This is a genomic window from Thermococcus sp. 5-4 (assembly GCF_002197185.1).
Lineage (GTDB): Archaea > Methanobacteriota_B > Thermococci > Thermococcales > Thermococcaceae > Thermococcus > Thermococcus radiotolerans.
In genome coordinates this window covers 461,254-480,766 of sequence record NZ_CP021848.1, presented here as the reverse complement: position 1 = coordinate 480,766, position 19,513 = coordinate 461,254, and the positions used below count along the sequence as shown (strand labels likewise).

Sequence of the window (19,513 nt, the reverse complement as noted above, 5' to 3'; positions counted from 1 at the left end):
GAAAAGTATAAACACAGGAAATCCATAACATACCGGGGGAGGGTTATGAGCGAATCTCGATACAAGACCGAAGAAGAGAAGGCCAAATTTAGGGAGATACTGGCGGCCATCTCCAAACTGAACCACAAGGAGCTGCTGGCCTACTGGATGGACCAGGAAGTGAAAGAGGCGGAGATGTACCACAAACTCCACCAGCTCAGCAGGGACGTCAACTGGGACGAGCGTGTATCCAAGCTGTTCCTCCAGCTCTACAAGGAGAGCCTGGGGCACGCGGAGGCCCTGCTGAAGATGTTCAAGGAAATGTTCCCAAATGAAAACCCACCGAAGGTCAGCCTGCCCGCCCTGGAGGTTGAGCTCTCCGAGGAGCGGCTGAGGGATATGGTCTACCACGGCGACCTCAAGGACATTCTGGAGTACCTGATGGGAACCGAGAAGCTGGCCCACGATGTTTACCAGTACCTGGCCGAGAGAACCGAGGACGAGAACTCCAAGGCAACGCTGATATGGCTCGCCAACATAGAGAACGGCCACTACCAGAAACTGAGGAACCTGTACGTTACCCTGTTTGGAACCGAGCCGGAGGAGTGATCAGCCCAGAATTCCTTCCTCAACGAGGAACTCCTCGATAGTCTTAACTTCCATTGGGGTGAGCTGAAAGACTCTCTTTTTAGCGTGGGGCATCGCGGAGAGAACATCTCTGGCCCTCTTGAATTCATCCTTGCTCAAACCCAGCATATGGTGGGATTTCTTCAAGGCGGCCAAAACAGTGCTCCTCCTGTGCTGAAAGAGTGCCCTCACGAGGTCTTCGTTGAGTTCTATCCGCTCGTCTTTCGGCTTGGGTTCTAGCACCACCACTGCCGAGTCCACCTTCGGCCTCGGCCAGAAAGCGCCCCTACCGATGCGCTCCACGAGCTCAGCGTAGGCCTTCGCCCGAACCATCAACGAGAGGCGGGAGTAGTTCCTATCCCCCGGCTCCGCCACCATCCTCTGGGCGAACTCCAGCTGGTATATGAGAACGGCCCTCTCGAACTCATACTTTAGAAAGCGGAAGGTTATGGGGGACGAAATCTGATATGGAAGGTTGGAGACTATCTTGTTGAACTCTGGAAACTCAACCCTCAGTGCGTCGCCCTCTATTATCTCGACGTTCGGCCAGTCGTACTCCTTCCGGAGTATCTCGACGAGGCGATGGTCCTTCTCGATGGCGTAGACCTTCCCGGCGCGCTTGCTCAAGGCATCGGTGAGGACCCCAAGGCCCGGACCAACTTCGAGAACGGTATCGTTTTCATTCAGTCCGGCCCTTTCGACGTTCCGTTCGATTATATCCGGCACTACCAGAAAGTTCTGTCCAAGATCAGAATTTGCCTTCAGATTGTACTTGGAAATGAGAGAAAAGAGGCGCTCCCTCATACGCGGAATATCCTCCTGGATCCGACGAAGAGCCTGTACCTGTCCTTGCCCTCAAGCTCATCGACGACGCGCTTGGCTATCATCTTTGCCGGATCGGGGAGTCCCTTAACGCGGTGGCGGAGGTCATCGAAGCTCTTGAAAGGTTCCTTCTTGCGCTCGTCCAGTATCTCCCACATGTGCTTCTTCCCTATTCCAGGCAGCAGTTCCAGGCTGTGGAGCCTGTTGGTTATTGGCGGGGCCATGTTGAAGAACTGCACGAAGCGCTCCTCGTTGTTCTTAACTATCTCCTCAACAACATAGGGAAGCTCGGCCTTGGCCGTGGCCGTCAGCTCATCGTAGTGAATCTTCTTGTTTATCATGAGAATCTTGTCCCTCTGTCCCTTACCTATGAAAACTCTCTCGTACAGCATGAGGTCTTCCTTGGGGGCCACCTCAAGGAGCGTGAATGCCTTTTCACCTATAACCTGCGCAACGGGCTTCCCGGTTCTCCTACCGGTCCTCAAATCGGTGTAACCTTCGGGCAGATAGTCCAGCACGTAGGCGTACTCCTCATACTCAACGTTCCGCCTCTTCTTTTCGAGGCTTTCCCTGTAAGAATGTCTCCGGTACCTATCCATTGTCTCTCCCCCAGAAGTTATACCCTCCCGGAGTTTTTATACTTTGTCTAGGAAAAGGAAAAGAAGAGGTCACTCCCTGTAGTCGTCGAGGAGCTTTATTATCTCCTCGGCTTCCTCTTTGGCGGGCATGTAGTCCTCCTTGCTGAAGATCACCCGTATGTCGAAGTAGTCCTCGGGCATCAGGTCGACGAGCTTCGCGGCGAGCCTCTCGTCCATCCAATCGAAGAGCTCCATGAGCTTCCCCTTCAGCTCGACCGCCTGCTCGGGCTTGAGCTTCGCGAAGCGCTCGGCATGCTCAAGGCTAACCCTAGCCTCGTAGAACATTGGCTCCTCGGGGTTCTCCTCCATCCCCTCTGCCTTGCGCCTCTCGAGGAGCTCCTTGGTTTCGGCTATCGTAAGGTACCGCTCCTCGAGCTTCTTTCTCCCGATCATGCTCATCCCTTCTGGGCCCTGAGGTGAACCGGGTGGATGAAGAAGGTCTTAACCTTGCCACCGTCCTTAATCTGGACGACGTAGGCGTCGCCGCGCTTACCAACGACGGTTCCGGTTCTTCCGTGGAACCTCGGGTCGGGCATTCCCCTGTGGTAGCTCGGCTCGATAACTATGTGGACCTTCTGCCCGGTCTCAAACTCCTGAAGGAACCTGGTGAGAGGCGGAAGCCCCCTCCTCCTGGGGCTCTTGCTGAGCTTCCCGCGGGTCTTCCTCCTAAAGCTGTGGGCCTTTTTGACCATTCCTATCACCTCACGGATTTTTATCCATCGCGCAACGGACGCAAAGGCGTATCCAGTTTTCAGGAATTTCCAGCCTTTTCGGCATATCAACTAAGCCTGTTATGGCTTCGCTATCCAATCGGCGAGAACCGTTTATAAAGTTTTCAGTCATCGAGGATGTTCAGCACGTCCAGCCTTTCACACCAGGCGGACTTTCCAAGGAGGTCGCTCACCGAGGGCTTCGTGCGGCCTTTGTCCCCCGATACAAGCTCCTTGATGTACAAGCCCCCATCGGTAACGAGGCGAAGCTCGAAGTGCTTTTCATCGAGCCACCTTGCCTCCGCCTCGTGAACCCTCTTGACCCTGACCCTGTCAGCCCTCGCATTCCTCACGCGCCAGGGGGTTCTCTGGTGAATCTCAAGTCCCTTGAGCTTCCTGGCAACATCCTCTGCCTCCTCCGGCGTTACCCCATCGTCAACACGGACGAGGGCGAGGTATTCCTTCCGGTGATTCCGCGTGAGGACTTCTTCGGCCTCCTTCGGTGAAACGAAGCGCAGGTTCAGAACCTCTACCTTTCCGCTCGCGTTTATCTCCCTCGCTATCGCGTCGAGGTCGAGTCTTCTTCGTTTGGGACGTTTGACTTCAACTATGAACGGCCGCCCGTTGCCGAGCATCCGAACGTCAACGTCTTCCCTTCCGGCTCCCTTAAAAACGCACTTTCCGGCGGATGTTTTCGAAAACGTGCGACAGATTATCGAGGCGACGCTGTCCTCGAAGTCGGGCAGCGGTGTCTGCGGGATGCCCTGTACGAGCTTCCGATAACGGCCGTAGACGTAGAGGGGGTTTATCTGGACCTCAATTTTACCGGAATACGGTTCGACGATGAAAACCACGTCTGGGTTCTTGGCTGTATCCTTTCCAGTTGCCCTTCCAAAGGCCTTTCCAAGCTCGCGGTTGAACTCACGGTTTATCGGCTCAGCTGTGTCGATTCCAAATTCCTTCCAGATGGCCTCTTCCCTTTCGCGTATTTCCTCCGGAAAGCGAGAACCGACAAGGAAAGTCTCGAACTCGATGCCGGAAGCGGCACTTTTCATGCCCTCAATGAGCTCGGGAATTCTTTCAAAGACGTTGCCGCACAGCTCGCACGTTTCGGACTCTTCAATCGGCGGCAGGCCTCGCTTGGAGCGCTCCATGTTGAGAACGAACCTTATCGCTCTTCCGCGCTCCTCGTTTGTCCCTCTACCGAGCTTCGCGAAGAGCCTCCCCAGGCAATGGTCACAGAGCCTGTGAGACTCAAGCACCCTTTCGGCGTTCTCAATTATCATGCTCCCACCCTAAGATTTATATCTCGCCAGTCAGAGCTTCTCGCGATGATGACTCGTAGGCAGCGCATAATAAAGCTTTTGGAGGAGAGGGACTACTCGCCGGGAGAGCTCGCACTGGCCCTTGAGCTGAGGGGCAGGGGGGCGAAGAAGGTCATCATCGAGGATCTGAAGGCCATCCAGAAAACCCTCAAGCGCGAGGGGAAAGTGCTCCTCATAAAGCCCGCCGAGTGCAGGAAGTGCGGCTTTGTCTTCCGGCCAGAAATCCACGTTCCCTCCCGCTGTCCTCGGTGCAAGTCCGAGTGGATAGAGGAGCCGAGGTTTAAGATCGAGGCCAGGTAGTTGTCACTCCGACAAAATTTATAGGGAATTCCGGCCGATTTTTGTCACTTGTCCAGCCCGAAGGTTTATATTGGATTGAGCGCACTATCCCCCGGAGGGAGAGCTATGCGCAAAGTTGAGAGGTTTATGAAGGATAAGAATCTAGAAGTCGGAGATTACGTCCGGATAATCGAAAAGGAGAACGGAAACACGAGTGTCTATGAGGGTATCGTTATGAACCCCTACGAGCTCTCCAGCGGCGAGACACTCACGCTGAAGCTCGACAACGGATACAACATCGGTATACTGGTTGACCAGATCGTGTCCGTTGAAATCATCGAGAAGGCCGCTCCCAAGGAAGAGCTGCAGTTCGAGGAGGTCTTCCCCAAGAGGCCAGGACTCCCCAGCGTTGCCATAATAGGAACCGGCGGAACCATAGCGAGCAGGATTGACTACAAAACTGGCGCCGTCCACGCGGCCTTCACCGCTGAGGAGCTCGCCAAAGCCGTTCCTGAGATATTCGACATAGCGAACATAACTCCAAAGCTTCTCTTCAACATAATGAGCGAGGACATGCGCCCGGAGTACTGGGTCAAGATAGCCCACGAGGTTGCCAGAATGCTGAACAACGGTGAAGACGGTGTGGTCATCGCCCACGGAACGGACACGATGGCCTACACCGCATCGGCGCTCAGCTTCATGCTCCGGGATCTGGGCAAGCCTGTGATTCTAGTTGGCTCCCAGAGGAGCTCCGACAGGCCGAGCAGCGACGCGGCGATGAACCTCATCTGCTCCGTCCGGATGGCGACTGCAGACTTCGGAGAGGTCGCCATCGTCATGCACGGCGAGACCGGCGACACCTACTGCCTGGCCCACCGCGGAACCAAGGCGAGGAAGATGCACACGAGCAGAAGGGACGCCTTCAGGAGCATAAATGACGTTCCGCTCGCAAAGATATGGCCGGCGGGCAAAATCGAGTTCCTCAGGGACGACTACAGGAGGCGAACCGAGAGCGAGGTCTGGGTGGACGACGAGATGGAGGAGCGCGTAGCCCTCGTCAAAGCGTTCCCTGGAATCCAGCCGGAGGTCATAGACTTCTTCGTTGATAAGGGCTACAAGGGACTCGTCATCGAGGGAACGGGCCTCGGACACGTGCCAACGTACCTCATCGACTCGATAAAGCGCGCCACGGAGGAAGGCCTCACCGTCTGCATGACCAGCCAGTGCCTCTACGGCAGGGTGAACCTCAACGTCTACTCAACCGGAAGGAGACTCCTAAAGGCCGGCGTCATACCGTGCGAGGACATGCTTCCGGAGACGGCATACGTCAAGCTCATGTGGGTTCTCGGCCACACCGACGACCCGAAGGAAGTGCGCGAGATGATGCTGACCAACTACGCCGGCGAGATAACGCCCTACACGAGGTTTGACACTTTCCTGAGGTGATAACGATGGCGTACGATTACGAAAAGCTCGGTCTCAAGGTCGGTCTTGAAATCCACAGGCAGCTGGACACCAAAAAGCTGTTCTCACCCGTCCCGAGTGAGCTCAGCGACGAGGTTGAGTTCACGTTCCAGCGGAGGCTCAGGCCCACGATAAGCGAGCTGGGCGAGATAGACCCTGCTGCGCTGGAGGAGTTCAAGAAGGGTAAGAGCTACATCTACGAGGGCAACCACCTGCTGGCGGACCTCGTCTACATAGACGAAGAGCCGCCCCACATGCCCGACGAGGAGGCGCTCAAGGTTTCCCTCCAGATAAGCTACCTCCTCAACGCCACTCCGGTTGACGAGGTTCACTTCATGCGCAAGATAGTCATAGACGGCTCCAACGTCTCCGGCTTCCAGAGGACCGCGATAATCGCCATGAACGGAAGGGTCGACACCCCCTGGGGAAGCGTCGGCATTCCGACGATCTGTCTGGAGGAGGACGCGTGCCGTATCGTCGAGAGGAGGGAGAAGGAGGTAATCTACCGCCTCGACCGTCTGGGAATCCCGCTCGTTGAGATAGCAACGACGCCGGACATACACCACCCAGAGCAGGCAAAGGTCGTGGCCAAGTACATAGGCGACGCGCTGAGGGCGACCAGAAAGGTCAAGCGCGGTCTCGGAACCATCAGGCAGGACCTCAACGTCTCCATCAGAGGGGGAGCGAGGGTCGAGATAAAAGGTGTGCAGGAGCTGGACATGATACCGGTCATCATCGAACGCGAGATTGAGAGGCAGCTCAACCTGCTCGAGATCAGGGACGAGCTCAAAAGGAGGGGAGTCAACCCCGAGGACATAAAGGAAGAGTTCCACGACGTTACGGATATATTCGAGAACACCGGCTCGAAGATAATAGCGAGGACGATAAAGAGGGGCGGAAAGGTTCTAGCGATAAAGCTCCCCAAGTTCCGCGGGCTTATAGGAAAGGAGATACAGCCCGGAAGAAGGCTCGGCACCGAGATGGCGGACAGGGCCAAGAAGTACGTGAAGGGCATCTTCCACATCGATGAATTACCGAACTATGGAATTAGGGAGGAAGAGGTCAAGGCCGTCATTGAGAGGCTTGGCCTCGGAGAGGAAGATGCCTTCGTTCTCGTTGCCGCGGAGGAGGAGACAGCGAAAAACGCTCTCCGGGAGGTTCTCCAGCGCGCGAGGGAGGCCATTGAGGGAGTGCCAGAGGAGACTAGAAGGGCCCTGCCGGACGGAAACACCCAGTACATGCGCCCGCTCCCGGGCAAGGCCAGGATGTACCCGGAAACAGACATACCGCCGATACTGATAACCAGCGAGATGAAGGACGAGATACTGGCAAATCTGCCGGAGCTGCCGCAGGAACGCGTTGAGCGCTACGTGAAGGAGTACAGGATAGACAGAAGCCTTGCCGAGACCCTCGTTAACGACGAGCGCGACGAGCTCTTCGAGGAGCTGATAGCCAAGGGCGTCAAGCCGTCCCTAGCGGCCTCGATACTCGTGGTAGTCCTCAAGGGGCTCAAGAAGGAAGTTCCCATCGAGAACGTCACCGATGAGCACATCAGGGAAACCTTCGACCTCTACCTGAGAGGGAAGATAGCCAAAGAGGCCTTCGAGGAGATATTCAAGGAGCTGGCGGAGAACCCGAAGAAGAGCGCCGCCCAGGTGGCGGAGGAGAAGGGCCTGACGCTCCTCAGCGAAGAAGAGGTCGAGAGGATAATAGACGAGGTCGTTCAGGCGAACATTGAGGTCATCAAGGCCAAGGGAATGGGCGCGATGGGAATGGTCATGGGAAGAGCCATGGCGAAGCTCCGCGGAAGGGCGGACGGGAAGCTCGTCAGCTCTCTCGTGAGGAAGAAGATTCAGGAGGCCACTTCCTGAGGCCCCTCTTTTTTCATTAAACTCCCAAGAACTTGCGGACTTTGAATTTTAGATAACCAAAAAACGCACTGTTGAGGTATGAGTCCGTCGAATGGGCGAAGAGCGTTCTTGCTATCCTGTGATCTTTGAAGTGGAGAAACGCCAGCTCCCGGAGATCCTTCTTATCAAACAGCAGAATCGTGTTGGCAAGCACCCGAGCCCCAAAAGCGTCCAACGGGTCATAACGTATCCTGGCGAGCTTCCGCGGGCTTCCTAGTCTAATCCGCCTGTAGTTTCTGGCGATTATCTCGTCGATGAGCGTGAAGGTCCCTTTTCTAAATCCTGCGGGATGGTCTTTGATCTCGATCTTCGTGGGCTGAACCACCTTATCGAGCACGTAGTACTCCGGGAACAGCTTTTCGCGGATTTTGACCAGCTCAAGAAGATTGAACAGGGCGGTTAGATAAGTCTCGATAACGGTTTCGGGGGTGATATCCAGGTAGTAGAGCTCGTCCAGCAGGGCCCCCTTTCCCTTCGGGCATTCCATTCGCAGAAGCTTTGTTCCGTGGGAATCCACGATGTAAAGACCGCTATCGAGGAGAAAGCTCTTGTAGGTAGGGGACTGGATAACCGCGTCCTCGAACAGTAGCTCAAACAGCTTTGAAGTCGAACTTACGAGCATCGATTTGCACTTATGTCCCTCTATTTCAACCGGGATCATTGGAGACTCCCCAACGTGTATTGGAAAATCTCCTAAATTAACCTTTCTTCGACCCAATGTCGGAAAATCAGTAGAAATGTCAACAAAAGTGAGCAACTGGAAATTCAAAACCTAAAAATGGTTACAGAGGGAACCCCTTAAAATACGGGCTTCAACATCATGGGACCGTTGAAGCAGAGTGAAAGTTTTAAACTCTGGAGAGTATTCAGTACGATGGGCACCGCGGGGAGATTCCGGTCGATTCTCCATGGATGGAGGGGATCGAAGAAGTCCCTCAAGTACATGAGGGTTAGGTGCGATATTCTATCCGAGTGTATAAAGAGGACTGAGGGACTTCTCGACTCAGAGGGAATACGCTACTCGCGGCTGATCGATCCGGACCCGTACATGATAACGGCCATGGCAGAGCCTTTTTACGGGAGGGGCAAATTTTTAGGGATACTAGAGCTGAGGGATGAGCTGAGCCGTGCGTTCTACCTGATCGAGTCGGACGTCCCGATAAGCCTCAAAAGCATTCCCGGACTGGAGTTCACCATGACCTTTAGGGTGCGGAAAAAGGAGGGACTGGCCGCACTCCTAAGGGTCATACACGAAGGAAAGGTCGGCGGGGCGAGGCATAAACACCGCTCCACGCTGAACTTCCTCACCAGCTTCTTGGGGAGCTTCTTCCTGTCCACGGTAATGGACTTCGAGAGCTATTGGGTCCAGCTCATCATCATGCTAATTCTGACGGTCCTTCTGTTCCTGATACTCGACTACCCCTTCTCGCTGCTTTACTTCAAGGGCGTTGAGGTAGTCTCAGAGGCAGAAGCATTAACGAAGGTCTTCGTTCTCAAGGTTAAGCTGGAGGAAAAGAAAAGGAGCTAACGCCCCAGCTCGGCGTGGGCCTTTGCCAGGTGCTTTGCCGCTATTGCCGCCAGGAGGGAGAGCTCTCCGGCGAGAACCGCACCGGCTATTATCTCCGCGAACTTCTTGGCATTGGTTCCAGGCGGGTCCCCTCCGCCGGCAACGCCCATTATGCTCAGCGCTTCCCTCTGGGTCGGGACGCGCGTTCCTCCGCCGACAGTTCCAATCTCAAGGCTCGGCATGGTAACGCTTACGTAGAGGTCGCCCTCCGGCGTAACCTCCGCGAGGGTTATGCCGTGTGAGCCCTCGGTAATCTGAGCCTCGTCCTGTCCGGTGGCGAGGAAGATGGCCCCGACTATGTTTCCAAAGTGGGCGTTGAAGCCGTAGGAGCCGGCCTGGGCCGAACCGACGAGGTTCTTCCGGTAGTTGACCTCGGCTATAAGCTCAGGGGTGGTTTTCAGCTTCTTCTCAACTATCTCGCGCGGGATTATGGCCTCGGCGATAACGGTCTTTCCGCGGCCGTTGATGAAGTTCATTGCGTTCGGCTTCTTATCAACGCACACGTTGCCCGAAAGCGCGAGGTACCTCACGTCCGGGAAGTGCTCCTCGATGACCTTCATTATCTCCTCGCTCGAGATGGTAACCATGTTCATGCCCATGGCATCGCCGGTCTCGAACTCGAAGCGCAGGTAGAGGTTGTTGCCGACGATGTAGGGCTTAACGTCCCTGAGCTTGCCGTGTCTGGTGACCTTGCTGACGGCCTTCTCCTGGAGGTAGCCGATGTTGGCCTTGACCCACTCGGCAACTTCCCTCGCTCTCCTTGCGTCCGGGCACTTGAGGAGCGGCGCGCGGGTCATCTTGTCGTCGATTATGGTCGTCTTAACGCCCCCCGCGGCAGTGAGGGCGGAACAGCCACGGTTGACGCTCGCAACGAGAGCTCCCTCCGTGGTGGCAAGCGGGATGTAAAACTCGCCCTTGGCGTATTCCCCGTTGATTTTAAGCGGGCCGGCAACGCCCATCGGTATCTGGACGACGCCTATCATGTTCTCGATGTTCTTGCCGATGACCCTCTCGGGGTCTATCGAGTAGTGCCCTATGTTCTCAAGGCTGACGCTGAGCTTCTTCTCCAAGGCACGGCGCCTCACCTCGGTGGCGAGCCTCTTGTCGCCGTTCGTGTACCTCTCAACCTGGTGGAGCTTCACCTCTCCGCTGGCTACCTTATCCACAAGCTCTTCCACGTTCATACCAACACCTCCAGAAATCAGCCGAATATCCACTCCTCAAGTATCTCCCCCGTTTCCCTCAGGGCTATGGCAGCGTCACTCTCGGGGAAGTACTTAACGATTGGAATACCCTCGTTGATGGATTCCGGAACGTTGTAGTCGAAGGGAATCCATCCAATGACCGGAACGTCGAGGTCGCTCTCAACCGCCTCAACGATCTTCTCAACGACATCGGCGGACTCCCTCACCTTGTTCAGGATGACGCCGATGTTGAGGTTGTACCTCTCGCCCAAAACCTTGAGCTTCTCAATCTCGTTCTTCACCATGGTCTCGAAGGAGTAGATGGGTGAGCGCTCGATTTCAACAACTATCAGCTGGTAGTTGGCCACCTCGAAGGTCGGGAGGGTGTCAAAGGGAATACCCGTCGGGGAGTCCACGAATACGACCCCAAACTTGTATTTGACCTTCTCAAGTATCTCCACCAGCCTCCTCGGCGAGATTCCAAGAACGTCCTGGAGCTGCGTGCTACCGGGCATAACGTGGACCCCCGTCTGGGGGTGCTTGTATATCGCCCATTCCGGGTCAATGTCCGGATTCCTCAGAAGGGAGTGAAGGGTATACTTAACGGTGTCGAGGGAGAAGTGAAAGCCGAGGTTGGGGAGGTAAAGATCACCATCAATAGCCAGTACACGGTACTCCCGCATGGCCAGGTAAGTGCTAAGGTTGGCGGTCATCGTGGTCTTTCCAGCGCCGCCCCTCCCCGTCACGACTATCAGCGCCATCTTTAAACCCCCTTTATCAAGTGGAAAATACTCAAAAGAGGATATAAGGTTTCCGATGGGCATGGAAAACATCTCACCTCCTATCGTCGGCCGCAAAAGGTTTATATCATCCCCCGTTCAGATAGGCATTGTAAGGTTAAGGAGATGATTGCCATGGCCGAGAAGATGCCCGCGATTGTAAAAACCAAGCCCGCTTACGGTGCTGAGCTCGTCGAGGTCGACGTTCCAAAGCCCGGGCCGGGCGAGGTTCTCATCAAGGTTCTCGCCACCAGCATATGCGGAACCGACCTCCACATCTACGAGTGGAACGAGTGGGCCCAGAGCAGGATCAAGCCGCCCCAGATTATGGGCCACGAGGTGGCCGGTGAGGTCATCGAGGTCGGTCCCGGCGTTGACACCCTCGAGGTCGGCGACTACATAAGTGCGGAAACGCATATCGTCTGCGGCAAGTGCTATGCGTGCAGGCACAACCGCTACCACGTCTGCCAGAACACGAAGATCTTCGGCGTCGATATGGACGGTGTCTTCGCGGAATACGCGATAGTTCCGGCCCAGAACGCCTGGAAGAACCCGAAGGGCATGAAGCCCGAGTACGCCACCCTCCAGGAGCCGCTCGGCAACGCTGTTGACACCGTTTTAGCGGGGCCGATAGCCGGAAGGAGCACTCTCATAACCGGCGCCGGACCCCTTGGGCTGCTCGGCATAGCGGTTGCCAAGGCTTCGGGAGCTTACCCGGTCATCGTGAGCGAACCGAGCGAGTTCAGGCGTGAGCTGGCCAAGAAAGTCGGTGCGGACTACGTGGTCAATCCCTTCGAGGAGGACCCGGTTAAGTTCGTGATGGACGTGACCGACGGGGCAGGAGTTGAGGTGTTCCTCGAGTTCAGCGGTGCCCCCAAGGCTCTCGAACAGGGTCTCAAGGCCACCACCCCCGGTGGAAGGGTTTCCCTGCTCGGTCTGTTCCCCCGCGACGTCACGCTGGACTTCAACAACCTGATAATCTTCAAGGCCCTCGAGGTTCACGGCATAACCGGAAGGCACCTCTGGGAGACCTGGTACACCGTGTCCAGCCTGATCCAGAGCGGCAAGCTCAACCTCGACCCTGTTATCACCCACAAATACAAGGGCTTCGATGATTTCGAGGAAGCCTTCGAGCTTATGCGCGCCGGCAAGACCGGAAAGGTGGTCTTCTTCCCGCACAAGGGTTGACCCATTTTCCCTTTTCTTCCACCGCAATTCTTAAGTAACTCTTCTCAAACTCAACCCAAGGAGGTGGCCCTATGAAGCTAAGCTACCAGGAAAAACTCACGCTCATAAAGCTCAACGAGGTTAAAAGGGTCAAATTCGACGAGCTCGTCGAGAAAACCGGCCTCGACCAGGTCGCGGTCATGCGCTCCGTCCTTGGACTCCAGAGCAGGGGACTGGCGAGGCTCGAGGAGAGAAGCGAAAGGATAGCGAAGCTGACCGAGACCGGGAGAAAGTACGCGGAGATAGGCCTTCCCGAGTGGAGGGCGCTGGCCGTTCTGAGGGAGAGGGGAAAGATAACCCTTGACGACCTGAGGGACGTTCTCAGCGAGGATGAGCTGAAACCGATAGTCGGCCTTCTGAGGAAGGAAGGCTGGGCATCCGTGCGGAAGGAGGACGGGAAGCTCGTTCTTGAAATCACCGAGAAGGGCATGGAAGCCGGGGAGAGACCCATTGATAAAGCCCTCAAGCTCCTCGCCGAGAGGAAAGTCGTACCCCTGGGTGAAATTGAGAAACTGGTTCCGGCCAAGGAGCTTAAGAGGAGAAAGATAGCCGAGGAAGACACGGCAACCGAGAGGTTCGTGGAGATAACCCCCGAGGGAGAAGAGCTCGTGAGGAAGGGCCTTGAGCTGAAAGAGGAGGTCTCGACCCTCACCCCCGAGCTGATAAAGTCCGGCAAGTGGAGGGAAGTCGAGTTCAAGCGCTTCAACATCCAGGCCCCGGTAAGGAGATTCTACCCCGGCAAGAAGCAGCCATACAGGGCTTTCCTCGACAAACTGAGGAGAAGGCTAATCGAGATGGGCTTCATAGAGATGACCGTTGACAGCCTTATAGAAACTCAGTTCTGGAACTTCGACGCCCTCTTCCAGCCCCAGAACCACCCGGCGAGGGACTGGACGGACACGTACCAGCTCAAATACCCGAAGAGCGGCCACCTGCCCGGGGAAGAGCTGGTTGAAAGGGTGAGGGCTTCCCACGAGCACGGAGGAGACACAGGCTCCAGGGGCTGGGGCTACGTCTGGTCGCCGGAGAGAGCGATGTTGCTGATGCCAAGGGCGCACGGAACGGCGCTCAGCGGCAGACAGCTCGCTAAAGGCGTCGAGATTCCGGGGAAGTACTTCACAATCCAGCGCGTCTTCCGTCCGGACGTCCTCGACAGGACACACCTCATAGAGTTCAACCAGGTTGACGGCTTCGTCGTCGGCGAAGACCTGACCTTCAAGCACCTCCTCGGAATACTCAAGCGCTTCGCGGTGGAGATAGCCGGAGCGAAGAAAGTCAAGTTCCTGCCCGACTACTACCCGTTCACGGAGCCGAGCGTCCAGATGAGCGCCTACCACCCGGAGCTCGGCTGGGTCGAGTTCGGTGGAGCTGGAATCTTCCGCGAGGAGATGACCAAAGCCCTGGGCATAGACGTTCCGGTCATAGCTTGGGGAATAGGAATAGACAGGCTGGCCATGTTCAAGCTCGGAATAGACGACATACGCTACCTGTTCAGCTACGATCTACGCTGGCTTAGGGAGGCGAGGCTCGTCTGGTGAGGTGATGGGGATGCCAAAGTTCGACGTTTCCAAGGCTGATCTCGAGAGGCTGGTAGGAAAGACCTTCACCGTGGAGGAGTGGGAGGACCTCTTCCTCTACGCGAAGTGCGAGCTGGACGACGTCTGGGAGGAGAACGGTGAAATCTACTTCAAGGCAGACTCAAAGGACACGAACAGGCCCGACCTATGGAGCGCCGAAGGTATAGCGAGGCAGATACGCTGGGCGCTCGGCTTCGAGAGCGGTCTTCCAAAATATGATGTTGAGGAGAGCGGCGTAACCGTTTACGTTGACGGGAAGCTGAAGGACATCCGTCCCTACGGTGTCTACGCGATAGTTGAGGGGCTGAGCCTCGACGAAGAGGCACTCAAGCAGATGATAAACCTCCAGGAGAAGGTCGCCCTGACCTTCGGAAGGAGGAGGAGAGAGGTAGCGATAGGAATCTTCGACTTCGACAAGGTGAAGCCACCGATATACTACCGTGCCGCCGAGAAGACCGAGAAATTCGTCCCGCTCGGCTTCGAGGAGGAGCTTACGCTGGAGGAAATCATCGAGAAGCACGAGAAGGGGAAGGAGTACGGCCACCTGATCAAGGACAAGCCCCACTACCCGCTCCTCGTGGACAGCGAGGGCAAAGTTCTCTCGATGCCCCCGATCATAAACTCCGAGATAACCGGCAGGGTGACCACCGAGACCAGGAACGTCTTCGTTGACGTGACCGGCTGGGATTTGAAGAAGATAACCCTTGCCCTGAACGTGGTGGTTACAGCACTGGCCGAGCGCGGCGGGAGGATAAAGAGCGTTAGGGTAGTCTACCCGGACTTCGAGGTTGAGACGCCGGACCTAACCCCGAAGTCCTTCGAGGTCGAACTGGACTACATCAAGAAACTGACGGGACTCGAGTTAAGCGATGGGGACGTGAAAAACCTTCTGGAGCGCATGATGTACGATGTCGAGTTGGTTGACGGGAAGGCAAGGCTGCTCTACCCGGCCTTCCGCGACGACATAATGCACGCCCGCGACGTTCTGGAGGATGTTCTCATAGCCTACGGCTACAACGAGATCGAGCCCGAGGAGCCGAAGCTTGCCGTCCAGGGCAAGGGGGACAAGTTCGTCGAGTTCGAGGACGCCGTCAGGGAGCTTATGGTTGGCTTCGGCCTGCAAGAGGTCATGACCTTCAACCTCACCAACAGGGATAACCAGTACACGAGGATGAATCTCCCCTGCGGGGAGCACCGGGAAGAGTGCGGGGACTACTCCAACCATCCACCCGCTGAGCTCGTCGAGATAGAGAACCCGATAAGCCCCAAGTGGTCGGCGCTGAGGGGATGGCTCACCCCGAGCCTGCTCGATTTCCTGAGCCAGAACACCCACGAGGAGTACCCGCAGAGAATCTTCGAGGTCGGAAAGGTCACGCTGATAGACGAGGACAGGGAAACGAAGACCGTGAGCGAGAGCAAGCTGGCCGTTGCCCTGGCCCACCCGCGCGTAACCTTCACCGAGGCCAAGGAGATACTGGAAAGCGCCATGCGTCACCTCGGCTTCGAGTACGGGCTTGAAGAAATAGAGCATCCAAGCTTCATTCCGGGCAGGGTGGGGAGAATCATCGTGAACGGGAAAGAAATCGGCATCATCGGGGAAATCCATCCGGCCGTCCTAGAAAACTGGGGAATAGAAATGCCAGTGGCGGCCTTTGAGCTGTTCCTGCGGCCGCTCTACAGGGAACCCTACCTCTAATCCCCCTTTTTTAAGCCCTTCTGAAGCAGCGTGCACATTATTTCAAAGTTCGTGACGTTCGTGAGTATCTCCATGTCAACTATCTCAGCCATGAGCCCACCTCCAATTAGAGCTGGAAGGCGCCCTTTATCAACCTTTCCGGCAGTTTATTGAATCCCGTCCAAAATCAGGGTTTGCATTTGTAAAATAACCCGTCGTTCCGTCGGGAAAAGGCATTTATACCCTCCGCCGGATTCACCAACCATGAGGATTGCCCTCAGGATAGCGTACGACGGCACGGCATTCTACGGATTTCAGAGACAGCCGGACGTTAGAACCGTCGAGGGTGAGCTAATCAGGGTTCTCTCAAAGCTCGGAGTAATAGGGGACGCCGAGAGCTCGAACTTCAAAGGGGCCTCCAGAACCGACAGGGGCGTCTCCGCGTTCTTCAACGTCGTGGCCTTTGACGTTGAGAACAGACCCGACCTGGTTAGGGGGGAGGTTCTCAACCACCACCTCCGCGATGCCTGGGTTCTCGGCGTTGCTGAGGTGCCGGACGGCTTCCACCCGCGTTTCTGGGCAAAGTCAAAGACCTACAGGTACTACCTGGTTGATGAGGGGTTCGACGAGGAAGCCATGAGAAACTGCGCCTCCCTCTTCATCGGAACGCACGATTTCTCCGCCTTCGCTAGACTGGAGCCGGGAAAAGACCCTGTGAGAGAGCTGACGCGCCTTGAGGTGAGCCGGCGCCACGGCTACTACGTCATAGAGATTGAGGGCAAGAGCTTCCTCTGGGAGATGGCGAGGAGAATAGTCAACGCCATTCGCCTCTGCGGGCTGGGCCTGATGGAGCCCGAGGAAGTTGAGAGGATGCTCGCGGGGGACTACGAGAAAAAGGTACCCCCCGCGAGACCGGAGGGCCTGATACTGTGGCACATATCCTACGAGGGAATAGAGTTCGAGGGGGATGAACGGGGCCTCAACAAGGCGAAGAGAGACCTGTTCGAGCGCTACTCACGAGCGCTTACGAGAGCGGCCCTTCTTGGGGACGTTCTCATCGAGCTTTGAGGCCATCTCCCTGTCGTAGTACATGCCGTAGTACTGCTTGAGCGCCTTCTGCCTCTCGATGAAGTGGGTGAAGAGCAGGGGGTCGTCGTCCTGGACATCAACGATGACGGCCTTCATTCCCTTCTTCGGCCTCAGTGCGCGACCTATCGTTTGGATCGTCATGATGTCGCTCTTTCCGCCGCCGGCGAGGATTATCGCCGAAATCTCGGGTATGTCAACGCCCTCCTTCAGGAGGGTGGAAACCAGGACCGGGATCTCGCCCTCCTTAAACGCCTCCAGTATCTCCCACCTGTTTGGGCTCTGGGAGCTGAGGAACTCGGCCTTTATCCCCTCCGCCTCAAGCATCTCCTTCAGAATCCTGCCGTGCTCTATGCGCTTCACGTCAATGAGGATGCGGTGCCCTTTCCTGGCGAGCTCAACGGCCTTCTTGACTATCGCCCTGTTCCTCTCGTCGTTGTTCATTACCATGTCCTCGTACAGCTCCTTGTAGCGCTCGCTGAACGACGGCATGGTCGATTCATAGGTTATTATCTCGAAACGAGGCTTTGCAAGGAACCTCTCCTTTATCAGGTCCTCGGCCTTGACCTCGAATATGGTCGGGCCAACGACGGCCTCGATCTTTATCTCCTCCCCGCGAACGCGGCGCCAGGGGGTCGCCGAGAGGCCGAAGCGGTAAACCTGGGGGAGGCTGAGTCCGAGCTGGTAGAACTTCTCGGCGGCAGAGGTTCTGTGGCACTCGTCGAACATCACTATCGCGTACTCGTTCTGGAGCTTCTCCGCGCCCCTCGAGAGGAGGGTCTGTATCATGGCAACGGTAACGCCGCGCTCCTCCCACTTGTTGTCCCCGACTATGCCGGGCTCAACGCCCAAAACTTCCCTAACCTTGTCCGCCCACTGGTAGAGGAGTTCCTTCGTGTGGACGACTATCAACGCAGACAGGTCGAGCTCGTGGATTATCCTGAGGCCGACAACGGTTTTACCGCTCCCAACCGGGAGGGAAAGAACACCCATCTTCTCCTTGAGGGCCTTTTTTATCGCCCTCGCCTGGTATCTGCGCATGACGTAGTTCTCGTTCCAGGTGGAGTTGAGCTTTACCCCCCTGACCTGCCTCTCGTCCTTAATCCTCACCCGGTAACCCTTGCAGTTGAGGAACTTCTTAACCCTCGGAAGAACACCCACGGGAAACGTTCTCTCGTAGGGGTCGTAGAGGCTCTCCGGCTTCTCCCATTTCCCGAAGTCCTTCTTGTAGCTCAGCAGCTCGTATATCTTGAAGTAAACCTGGGGGTCAGCCTTCTCGATTTTCACCAATGCCGAACCGTCAGGGATGCGAAGGACTACCATAGGCATGGCCAATCATCGGGGGTTTGGAAAAAGGCTTTATAGACCTTTTGGAACACCCATCTAAGGTGATAGAATGCTGAGGGAAATCATCGAGCGTTTTGAGGATACCGTCATCGTGGAAGAGCCCGTGAGCAAGGAGCTTGGGATAACCAAGTATCTCGTGAAATACCGCGATAGACCGGTCCTCTTCAGAAACGTGGACGGCTGGACCGTTGCAGGCAATATATGGAGCACGAGGGAGAGGATAGCGGACTATCTGGGGACCGAGAAGGAGAAACTCCTCCACTTCATAGCGGATGCCATGGAAAACCCCGAACCCTACAGGATGGTTGACGGTGCACCCTTCATGGCGAACTCCACGGCCGACTTCTCGCTCCTCGAGCTTCCGATTCCAAAGTACTACCCCAAGGACGGCGGCCAGTACTTCACATCAGCCATGGTCATAGCCAAGGACGAAAACGGCTTTGTCAATACCTCCTTCCACAGGATGATGGTCATTGATGAGAAGAGGGCCGCCATAAGACTCGTTCCAAGGCACCTCTACGCCATGTGGAAGGAAAAGGCCGAAGCCGGGGAGGAGTTGGACGTCAGGATAGTCGTCGGGAACCCGGTTCACCTCCTAATCGCCGGCGCCACGAGCGTGGCCTACGGTGTAAGCGAACTTGAGATAGCCTCGGCGATGAGCCGGAGGGCCTTCGGAAAGCCCCTCGAGGTCTTCAACCTCAGGGGAATACCCGTTCCGGTTGAGACGGAGTTCGTCTTCGAGGCGAAGATACTTCCCGAGCTGACCGATGAAGGGCCCTTCGTTGACATAACCGGAACCTACGACTACGTGAGGAAGCAGCCGGTGGTGGTTTTCGAGCGCATGCACCATGTGGACGAGCCCGTTTTCCACGCCCTCCTGCCAGGTGGCTACGAGCACTACATGCTGATGGGACTTCCCAAGGAGCCGCAGATTTACGCCAGCGTTAAGAGGGTCGTTCCAAAGGTTCACGGTGTAAGGCTGACCGAGGGAGGTGCGATGTGGCTCCACGCCGTCGTCAGCATAACCAAGCAACACGACGGAGACGGAAAGAACGCGATTCTTGCTGCTTTCGCCGGACACCCCAGCCTGAAGCACGTGGTCGTTGTGGATGAGGACGTGAACATATACGATGACAGAGAAGTGGAGTGGGCGATAGCGACGCGCTTCCAGGCCGATAGGGATCTGGTGGTCATCCCCAACGCCCGCGGCAGTTCCCTCGACCCCTCCGCCGAGAAGAGCCTCACCGCGAAGTGGGGAATAGACGCGACCAAGCCCCTGGATAGAAAGGAAGAATTCGAGAGGGCCAGGCTCTAGCC

At 56.3% G+C, this 19,513-nt stretch carries 19 protein-coding genes; 10 read left to right on the top strand and 9 right to left on the bottom strand.

Going from position 1 to position 19,513, the window contains the following annotated elements:
* The first annotated feature begins 45 nt into the window (after nt 1-45).
* Nucleotides 46-588 carry a ferritin family protein gene (locus CDI07_RS02700; protein WP_088180135.1) on the top strand — a complete coding sequence of 181 codons (543 nt, stop codon included), beginning with the start codon at nt 46-48 and terminating at the stop codon, nt 586-588.
* On the opposite strand, the gene rsmA is transcribed toward CDI07_RS02700, so the two are convergent.
* The 5 genes from rsmA to CDI07_RS02675 all read right to left on the bottom strand — a co-directional run bounded on the left by rsmA (nt 589) and on the right by CDI07_RS02675 (nt 4,062).
* A complete protein-coding gene (gene rsmA / locus CDI07_RS02695) occupies nt 589-1,410 on the bottom strand; it encodes a 16S rRNA (adenine(1518)-N(6)/adenine(1519)-N(6))-dimethyltransferase RsmA (RefSeq protein WP_088180134.1) in 822 nt (273 codons plus the stop codon).
* Nucleotides 1,407-2,027, bottom strand: coding sequence for a DUF655 domain-containing protein (locus CDI07_RS02690; protein WP_088180133.1), 621 nt, complete (start codon nt 2,025-2,027; stop codon nt 1,407-1,409). Before CDI07_RS02690 ends, rsmA begins: the two co-directional genes overlap by 4 nt.
* Nucleotides 2,028-2,096: 69 nt before the next feature.
* Nucleotides 2,097-2,459, bottom strand: coding sequence for an RNA polymerase Rpb4 family protein (locus CDI07_RS02685; protein ID WP_088180132.1), 363 nt, complete (start codon nt 2,457-2,459; stop codon nt 2,097-2,099).
* Between the two features lie 2 nt (nt 2,460-2,461).
* A complete protein-coding gene (locus tag CDI07_RS02680; RefSeq protein WP_088180131.1) occupies nt 2,462-2,758 on the bottom strand; it encodes a 50S ribosomal protein L21e in 297 nt (98 codons plus the stop codon).
* 143 nt (nt 2,759-2,901) lie between these two features.
* Nucleotides 2,902-4,062 (bottom strand): tRNA pseudouridine(54/55) synthase Pus10, encoded by a 1,161-nt coding sequence (locus tag CDI07_RS02675; protein ID WP_088180130.1) that lies wholly within the window; start codon nt 4,060-4,062, stop codon nt 2,902-2,904.
* A gap of 45 nt (nt 4,063-4,107) precedes the next feature.
* On the opposite strand from CDI07_RS02675, the gene CDI07_RS02670 reads away from it, so the two are divergent.
* The 3 genes from CDI07_RS02670 to gatE all read left to right on the top strand — a co-directional run bounded on the left by CDI07_RS02670 (nt 4,108) and on the right by gatE (nt 7,715).
* Nucleotides 4,108-4,401 (top strand): transcriptional regulator, encoded by a 294-nt coding sequence (locus CDI07_RS02670; protein WP_088180129.1) that lies wholly within the window; start codon nt 4,108-4,110, stop codon nt 4,399-4,401.
* Between the two features lie 105 nt (nt 4,402-4,506).
* A complete protein-coding gene (gatD, locus tag CDI07_RS02665) occupies nt 4,507-5,826 on the top strand; it encodes a Glu-tRNA(Gln) amidotransferase subunit GatD (protein WP_088180128.1) in 1,320 nt (439 codons plus the stop codon).
* 5 nt (nt 5,827-5,831) lie between these two features.
* A complete protein-coding gene (gene gatE, locus CDI07_RS02660) occupies nt 5,832-7,715 on the top strand; it encodes a Glu-tRNA(Gln) amidotransferase subunit GatE (RefSeq protein WP_394335163.1) in 1,884 nt (627 codons plus the stop codon).
* A gap of 16 nt (nt 7,716-7,731) precedes the next feature.
* On the opposite strand, the gene CDI07_RS02655 is transcribed toward gatE, so the two are convergent.
* On the bottom strand, nt 7,732-8,415 hold the full coding sequence (locus tag CDI07_RS02655) for a hypothetical protein (RefSeq protein WP_088180127.1): 684 nt from the start codon (nt 8,413-8,415) through the stop codon (nt 7,732-7,734).
* 213 nt (nt 8,416-8,628) lie between these two features.
* On the opposite strand from CDI07_RS02655, the gene CDI07_RS02650 reads away from it, so the two are divergent.
* On the top strand, nt 8,629-9,282 hold the full coding sequence (locus CDI07_RS02650; protein ID WP_088180126.1) for a hypothetical protein: 654 nt from the start codon (nt 8,629-8,631) through the stop codon (nt 9,280-9,282).
* Here CDI07_RS02650 and hmgA read toward each other — a convergent pair.
* The gene (gene hmgA / locus CDI07_RS02645; protein WP_088180125.1) at nt 9,279-10,505 is read right to left on the bottom strand and encodes a hydroxymethylglutaryl-CoA reductase (NADPH); all 1,227 of its coding nucleotides are present in this window, start codon (nt 10,503-10,505) and stop codon (nt 9,279-9,281) included. The two genes, CDI07_RS02650 and hmgA, sit on opposite strands and share 4 nt — an antisense overlap.
* A gap of 17 nt (nt 10,506-10,522) precedes the next feature.
* The gene (locus CDI07_RS02640) at nt 10,523-11,266 is read right to left on the bottom strand and encodes a MinD/ParA family protein (RefSeq protein ID WP_088181527.1); all 744 of its coding nucleotides are present in this window, start codon (nt 11,264-11,266) and stop codon (nt 10,523-10,525) included.
* 153 nt (nt 11,267-11,419) lie between these two features.
* On the opposite strand from CDI07_RS02640, the gene tdh reads away from it, so the two are divergent.
* The 4 genes from tdh (at nt 11,420) to truA (ending at nt 16,831) form a co-directional block, all read left to right on the top strand.
* A complete protein-coding gene (gene tdh, locus CDI07_RS02635) occupies nt 11,420-12,472 on the top strand; it encodes an L-threonine 3-dehydrogenase (protein ID WP_088180124.1) in 1,053 nt (350 codons plus the stop codon).
* Between the two features lie 71 nt (nt 12,473-12,543).
* Nucleotides 12,544-14,049, top strand: a complete 1,506-nt coding sequence (locus CDI07_RS02630; RefSeq protein WP_088180123.1) for a phenylalanine--tRNA ligase subunit alpha — start codon at nt 12,544-12,546, stop codon at nt 14,047-14,049.
* Nucleotides 14,050-14,059: 10 nt separating this feature from the next.
* A complete protein-coding gene (gene pheT / locus CDI07_RS02625) occupies nt 14,060-15,784 on the top strand; it encodes a phenylalanine--tRNA ligase subunit beta (RefSeq protein ID WP_088180122.1) in 1,725 nt (574 codons plus the stop codon).
* Nucleotides 15,785-16,027: 243 nt separating this feature from the next.
* A complete protein-coding gene (truA, locus tag CDI07_RS02620) occupies nt 16,028-16,831 on the top strand; it encodes a tRNA pseudouridine(38-40) synthase TruA (protein ID WP_088180121.1) in 804 nt (267 codons plus the stop codon).
* Here truA and CDI07_RS02615 read toward each other — a convergent pair.
* Nucleotides 16,778-18,172, bottom strand: a complete 1,395-nt coding sequence (locus CDI07_RS02615; RefSeq protein ID WP_088181526.1) for a DEAD/DEAH box helicase — start codon at nt 18,170-18,172, stop codon at nt 16,778-16,780. The genes truA and CDI07_RS02615 overlap by 54 nt on opposite strands.
* Before the next feature lie 73 nt (nt 18,173-18,245).
* On the opposite strand from CDI07_RS02615, the gene CDI07_RS02610 reads away from it, so the two are divergent.
* Entirely contained in the window at nt 18,246-19,511 is a 1,266-nt protein-coding gene (locus CDI07_RS02610) for a UbiD family decarboxylase (RefSeq protein ID WP_088180120.1), read from the top strand.
* Nucleotides 19,512-19,513: the final 2 nt, after the last annotated feature.

What these genes read in the sequence shown, in the direction of transcription:
- CDI07_RS02700 (WP_088180135.1), top strand. Translation starts at nt 46, where the DNA reads ATGAGCGAATCTCGATACAAGACCGAAGAAGAGAAGGCCAAATTTAGG.
- rsmA (WP_088180134.1), bottom strand. Translation starts at nt 1,410, where the DNA reads ATGAGGGAGCGCCTCTTTTCTCTCATTTCCAAGTACAATCTGAAGGCA.
- CDI07_RS02690 (WP_088180133.1), bottom strand. Translation starts at nt 2,027, where the DNA reads ATGGATAGGTACCGGAGACATTCTTACAGGGAAAGCCTCGAAAAGAAG.
- CDI07_RS02685 (WP_088180132.1), bottom strand. Translation starts at nt 2,459, where the DNA reads ATGATCGGGAGAAAGAAGCTCGAGGAGCGGTACCTTACGATAGCCGAA.
- CDI07_RS02680 (WP_088180131.1), bottom strand. Translation starts at nt 2,758, where the DNA reads ATGGTCAAAAAGGCCCACAGCTTTAGGAGGAAGACCCGCGGGAAGCTC.
- CDI07_RS02675 (WP_088180130.1), bottom strand. Translation starts at nt 4,062, where the DNA reads ATGATAATTGAGAACGCCGAAAGGGTGCTTGAGTCTCACAGGCTCTGT.
- CDI07_RS02670 (WP_088180129.1), top strand. Translation starts at nt 4,108, where the DNA reads ATGATGACTCGTAGGCAGCGCATAATAAAGCTTTTGGAGGAGAGGGAC.
- gatD (WP_088180128.1), top strand. Translation starts at nt 4,507, where the DNA reads ATGCGCAAAGTTGAGAGGTTTATGAAGGATAAGAATCTAGAAGTCGGA.
- gatE (WP_394335163.1), top strand. Translation starts at nt 5,832, where the DNA reads ATGGCGTACGATTACGAAAAGCTCGGTCTCAAGGTCGGTCTTGAAATC.
- CDI07_RS02655 (WP_088180127.1), bottom strand. Translation starts at nt 8,415, where the DNA reads ATGATCCCGGTTGAAATAGAGGGACATAAGTGCAAATCGATGCTCGTA.
- CDI07_RS02650 (WP_088180126.1), top strand. Translation starts at nt 8,629, where the DNA reads ATGGGCACCGCGGGGAGATTCCGGTCGATTCTCCATGGATGGAGGGGA.
- hmgA (WP_088180125.1), bottom strand. Translation starts at nt 10,505, where the DNA reads ATGAACGTGGAAGAGCTTGTGGATAAGGTAGCCAGCGGAGAGGTGAAG.
- CDI07_RS02640 (WP_088181527.1), bottom strand. Translation starts at nt 11,266, where the DNA reads ATGGCGCTGATAGTCGTGACGGGGAGGGGCGGCGCTGGAAAGACCACG.
- tdh (WP_088180124.1), top strand. Translation starts at nt 11,420, where the DNA reads ATGGCCGAGAAGATGCCCGCGATTGTAAAAACCAAGCCCGCTTACGGT.
- CDI07_RS02630 (WP_088180123.1), top strand. Translation starts at nt 12,544, where the DNA reads ATGAAGCTAAGCTACCAGGAAAAACTCACGCTCATAAAGCTCAACGAG.
- pheT (WP_088180122.1), top strand. Translation starts at nt 14,060, where the DNA reads ATGCCAAAGTTCGACGTTTCCAAGGCTGATCTCGAGAGGCTGGTAGGA.
- truA (WP_088180121.1), top strand. Translation starts at nt 16,028, where the DNA reads ATGAGGATTGCCCTCAGGATAGCGTACGACGGCACGGCATTCTACGGA.
- CDI07_RS02615 (WP_088181526.1), bottom strand. Translation starts at nt 18,172, where the DNA reads ATGGTAGTCCTTCGCATCCCTGACGGTTCGGCATTGGTGAAAATCGAG.
- CDI07_RS02610 (WP_088180120.1), top strand. Translation starts at nt 18,246, where the DNA reads ATGCTGAGGGAAATCATCGAGCGTTTTGAGGATACCGTCATCGTGGAA.